This is a genomic window from Nostoc sp., assembly GCF_041747015.1.
GTDB lineage: Bacteria > Cyanobacteriota > Cyanobacteriia > Cyanobacteriales > Nostocaceae > Nostoc.
This window is the reverse complement of sequence record NZ_JBGTFY010000111.1, coordinates 1-4,370: the sequence shown is the minus strand read 5'-3', so window position 1 is coordinate 4,370 and position 4,370 is coordinate 1. Positions and strand designations below refer to the sequence as shown.

Annotated in this window: 6 protein-coding genes; 2 read left to right on the top strand and 4 right to left on the bottom strand. The window is 44.1% G+C overall.

Annotated elements, in window-relative coordinates; all coding sequences use genetic code 11:
• Positions 1 to 75: 75 nt before the first annotated feature.
• A complete protein-coding gene (locus ACEW80_RS08735) occupies positions 76 to 219 on the top strand; it encodes a hypothetical protein (RefSeq protein WP_292852770.1) in 144 nt (47 codons plus the stop codon).
• Between the two features lie 96 nt (positions 220 to 315).
• On the opposite strand, the gene ACEW80_RS08730 is transcribed toward ACEW80_RS08735, so the two are convergent.
• From ACEW80_RS08730 to ACEW80_RS08715, 4 genes are all read right to left on the bottom strand, one after another.
• Positions 316 to 468 (bottom strand): type II toxin-antitoxin system VapC family toxin, encoded by a 153-nt coding sequence (locus ACEW80_RS08730; protein WP_373526215.1) that lies wholly within the window; start codon positions 466 to 468, stop codon positions 316 to 318.
• Positions 465 to 665, bottom strand: a complete 201-nt coding sequence (locus ACEW80_RS08725; protein WP_373526214.1) for a hypothetical protein — start codon at positions 663 to 665, stop codon at positions 465 to 467. Before ACEW80_RS08725 ends, ACEW80_RS08730 begins: the two co-directional genes overlap by 4 nt.
• Before the next feature lie 144 nt (positions 666 to 809).
• The gene (locus ACEW80_RS08720) at positions 810 to 2,090 is read right to left on the bottom strand and encodes a VWA domain-containing protein (RefSeq protein ID WP_373526213.1); all 1,281 of its coding nucleotides are present in this window, start codon (positions 2,088 to 2,090) and stop codon (positions 810 to 812) included.
• Positions 2,087 to 3,343, bottom strand: coding sequence for a VWA domain-containing protein (locus ACEW80_RS08715; RefSeq protein WP_373526212.1), 1,257 nt, complete (start codon positions 3,341 to 3,343; stop codon positions 2,087 to 2,089). The genes ACEW80_RS08720 and ACEW80_RS08715 overlap by 4 nt, the downstream gene beginning before the upstream one ends.
• A gap of 238 nt (positions 3,344 to 3,581) precedes the next feature.
• Here ACEW80_RS08715 and ACEW80_RS08710 point away from each other — a divergent pair, with 238 nt between their 5' ends.
• Positions 3,582 to 4,244 (top strand): ATP-dependent Clp protease proteolytic subunit, encoded by a 663-nt coding sequence (locus ACEW80_RS08710; RefSeq protein WP_196517261.1) that lies wholly within the window; start codon positions 3,582 to 3,584, stop codon positions 4,242 to 4,244.
• The last annotated feature ends 126 nt before the right edge of the window (positions 4,245 to 4,370 follow it).

Sequence of the window (4,370 nt, the reverse complement as noted above, 5' to 3'; positions counted from 1 at the left end):
GCTGATAACTTAAGAACAAGGAAATAGGCGATCGCGTAACATAGAATTATAACTGACTTCAAAACAGCAAATTATATGCTAGAAGCAAATATACGCGACAACCAAGAGCTTTCTCAGCTAATCCAACAAGCCAACTCTAAGCGAGAAGCGATCGCCTTAGTCCAAGAAGGGCAACCAAAAGCAGTGCTGTTAAGTTTCATCAGAGGTTTGACTTACTAAATTGGCTTGTTTATTTAAGTAATTCACGCATTTATTTTGGTGTATCGCTATCTACAAATTTGGGATTACGGTAAGAGGCTTGATTTCACCTCTTACTCAACTTGGGTCAGTGGCAATTTCCCAAGCAGAAGCACTACTGACAATAATGCGATGATCTGGGTTGTGAATGATGTCTCGGCAGTCAGTGTGGAGTTTTGGGTCGTCAAAGAGCCACCATAGCAGGATATGGGTGTCGATGAGGTAGCTCATTCCCATTGCTGGAGTTCATCTTCTGGCAGTGGTTCAAAGAAAGCATCGCCGAGTTGTCCTTTCAACAAACCAGGGGTGCGGGGTTGTGTACGTTCTTGACTTAAACCTAGCCGAAAGTAGTGAATTAGGTCATAAATTTCTGCTAGTTTGTCTTCAGGGATGTCTTGCAATTCTTGGACAATCTTTTCGATCAGCATAAGTCAAACTCTTCGGTAGTTGTTAATCAATAAGTTAGGAATATGCAACTACTTTGTTGCTCAATTGAGGAATAAAATATTTTTTATCGCTTTGCACCTTGGCGCGAAACTTTCATACCGTTAATTAACAACGCTGAATTTTTACTATTCTTGTAAAACGGTCTTTGATACAATTCTAGTTTTCTTAAGGTCTGCTTCCGACAGTTGTTCACCAGCTTGCAAGCGAGTGGCGGAGGTTTGCAACACCGTCGCTGCACCTTTATCTCCTATTTGTAAAGCTGTTTTAGCTGCTGTTTGCAACATTGTAGCTGCACCAGTGCGATCGCCTTGTTGCAATTTCACCTCGGCTAACTGGGTTTGGCGATACTTCGCTAATGCTAAAATTGACTGTTGTACCTGCGGATTAGAAGCCGGTTGATACGCCCGCACCACATCTGCATACACTGGCACGAGGGGCGAAAGTAAGCCTTGTTCGTTAACCAACGGGTGATCATAGCGGATTTGCAGATGAGCGATCGCTTGTTCACCTTCTGGCAACTGTCCCAAATAAATGTTCGCCAAAACTACCCGTTCTACATCCTGCATCAAATCCCCCAAACGTACAGCAAAGCTACCATCAGCTTCTAATTCCATTGGTAACTCAATTGTGTCTGGCGCAACTTGGGCAATGGGTTTAAATTCCGCTAATCGGACATTTGGCACTAAAGATAAGAGCAAGTAGGCATTAGTTAGTCCAATAGACTCAATCCGTCCAAATAGTCGGCTAAATTGGTCTACAGCTTGTTCCGGGCGCTCAATATGAGCTAAAGTGCCACCACCGACATCAGCAATTTTTTCTAGCAAATCCTGATTCCAACTATTGCCAAATCCGAAAGTGTTGATAGTTAGATTCAACTTCGCAGCCTTTTGTGCAAGTTGAAGACAGCGCTTGTTGTCATCTGCCCCAATATCCCACTTCCAAATTCGCAAACCGCTTTCGCCATGCCCATCTGTAAGCAGAAACGCCTGGGAAACAGCGCCCCTTGTTCCCTTCATCAGTTCTGTAATTCCCAGTTCCAAACCCTCAGCGATGATAGTACCGCCGCTAGCGCTGAGTTTGCTTTTAATTTGAGATTTGATGCTTTCGGGGTCTTGAATCTCTTGGTTGGGGATAATGACTTCCGCAGAACCGGAAAAAGCCACAACTGAGATGCGATCGCCTACTTTCAACCGATCTATTAATCTTTCCACTGCCTGAATCACCGTTTTAATTGGTTGTCCATGCATGGAACCACTTTTATCGAGAATCAAGCAGAGATTAAGGGGAAGATTTCGGTCAAACTCCCCAGCGAGCGCAAAAATTGTCATTGCTAGTTGACGTTGGCTACTTGTTTGAGCCACATCAACATGAGAATCATTTAACGCCGATAGCAATTGAACTTTCATTGCGGAGGATTATCTTGCAAAACGGTTTTAGATACCATCCTGGTTTTCTTGCGATCGCCTTCAGATAAGTCTTGTCCGGCTTGCAACTGGGTAGCAGAAGTTTGTAACACCGTCGCCGCACTTTTATCTCCCATTTGCAGGGCAGTTTTAGCAGCCGTTTGTAACATCGTCGCGGCACCACTGCGATCGCCCTGTTGCAATTTCGTCTCGGCTAGCTGGGTTTGACGATACTTAGCCAATGCCAAAATAGAGTGTTGCACCTGGGGATTCGGATCTGCTTGGTAGTTTTTCACTACATGGGCATAAACTGGGGTATTTGGTGTAAATAAACCTACCTTGTTGGCGGCTGGATCATCATAGCGGACTTGCACATTAGCGATCGCTTGTTCACCTGTTGGCAATTGTCCCAAATAAATATTAGCTAAAATCACCCGTTCTGCGTCTATCATTAAATCTCCCAAGCGCACAGAGAAACGTCCATCAGCTTCTTGTTGCAGTGGTAACTCAATTGTGTCTGGGGAAACTTGGGCAATGGGTTTGAGTTCCGCTAGCCGGACATTGGGCATCAGGGAGAATAACAGATAAGCATTAGTCAATCCCACTGTTTGAATGCGGCTGAACAAGCGATTAAATTCATCCACTGCCTGATCAGGTTTTTGAATGTAAGATAAAGTACCTAAACCAGCATCAGCAATTTTTTCTAAAATATCTTGGTTCCAATTGTCACCAAATCCCAAAGTGTTCAAAGTCAAATTATAGCTAGCAGCTAATTGGGCGAATTTCAAACAGCGATCGTTATCACCGTGTTCATTTTCCCCATCGGTTAATAGAAAGGCTTGAGAAACAGTATCTTTTTTTCCCTTTGCCAACTCCTCAATCCCTAAGCGCAGTCCTTCATCAATCGCAGTTCCACCGTCGGCAGCTAGGCGGTTAATTTGCTGTTTGATTTTCTCTGGATCTTCGACACTTTGACTAGGTACTAAGACTTTGGCACGGTGATCAAAGACTACAACACTGAGGCGATCGCCAGGATTGAGTCTATCCACCAGACGATTCGCGGCTTTTTTGACCGTTTCTAGCGATCGCCCATTCATCGAACCACTATGATCGAGAATTAAACATAAATTCAGTGGTACATTCCGGTCTTGGTTTTCGGCGATCGCTGAAATCGAAATTCCCAACTGACGTTGAGTGTTCAGTTGATTCGCGTCCAAATTACCATCATTCAAGGCAGGCTGCAAGCTAACCTTCATAACTCAAAGTTCCTATCCAGGATATACATACTAATAAATAACTTCAAAGCACAACTTTAGCTCTACGGAAAACTTATCCAACATAAATACATTAATATAATCAGAATATCTTAGAAGCCAAGCATTGAGAGATGCGAAGCCACTTTAAGTATTAGGGAGAAATCCGCACCTTAAGGAAAGCTAGCATCGCGCTAGGATGTATTACAGTTAACGGCATAGTTTCAGGCGATCAGTTGCTATGGACATTTCCCCAATCAAGGCTGTTCAAGCCCCATATTACGGCGATAACTTCTACCGAACACCGCCGCCAGATTTACCTTCCCTGTTGTTGAAGGAGCGAATTGTCTATATTGGGATGCCACTGGTGCCTGCTGTCACCGAATTGATTGTGGCCGAGTTGCTGTTTTTGCAATCCGATGACCCCGAAAAGCCAATTAAAATCTACATAAACTCCACCGGCACCTCCGGTTACAGTGGCGAACCCATTGGCTTTGAAACTGAAGCCTTCGCCATCTTTGACACCATGAAATATATCAAGCCTCCTATCCACACCATCTGCGTCGGTTCCGCAATGGGCATGGCAGCAATGCTTCTCAGTGCTGGTACAAAAGGTTGCCGCGCTAGTTTACCTCACTCCTCGATTATCCTGCACCAACCCAAGAGCTACGCCCAAGGTCAAGCAACGGATATTCAAATTCGGGCAAGGGAAGTTTTGGTAAATAAAGGGGCGCTGGTTGATATCTTGCATCGCACTACCGGACAGCCTCCAGAAAAAATTATCAAAGATATGGATCGGCTGTTATATCTAACACCATACCAAGCGAAGGAATATGGTTTAATTGACCGAGTTTTTGAGAAAGAAGAACTCGCAAATCCGCCACTTCCTGCTGGTGTCCTTTAGTGAGTGCTGAGTGCCGAGTGCTGAGTGCTGAGTGCTGAGTTATTTAAGTTATGAGTTGTCAATTAACTTCTAACTCTTTACTCTTTACTCTTAATTTAAATTCTTTACTCAGCACTCAGCACTCTT

Bases quoted from the DNA above. Each gene is read 5' to 3' on its own strand.
- ACEW80_RS08715 (WP_373526212.1), bottom strand. From the start codon at position 3,343: ATGAAGGTTAGCTTGCAGCCTGCCTTGAATGATGGTAATTTGGACGCG.
- ACEW80_RS08710 (WP_196517261.1), top strand. From the start codon at position 3,582: ATGGACATTTCCCCAATCAAGGCTGTTCAAGCCCCATATTACGGCGAT.
- ACEW80_RS08730 (WP_373526215.1), bottom strand. From the start codon at position 468: ATGAGCTACCTCATCGACACCCATATCCTGCTATGGTGGCTCTTTGAC.
- ACEW80_RS08720 (WP_373526213.1), bottom strand. From the start codon at position 2,090: ATGAAAGTTCAATTGCTATCGGCGTTAAATGATTCTCATGTTGATGTG.
- ACEW80_RS08735 (WP_292852770.1), top strand. From the start codon at position 76: ATGCTAGAAGCAAATATACGCGACAACCAAGAGCTTTCTCAGCTAATC.
- ACEW80_RS08725 (WP_373526214.1), bottom strand. From the start codon at position 665: ATGCTGATCGAAAAGATTGTCCAAGAATTGCAAGACATCCCTGAAGAC.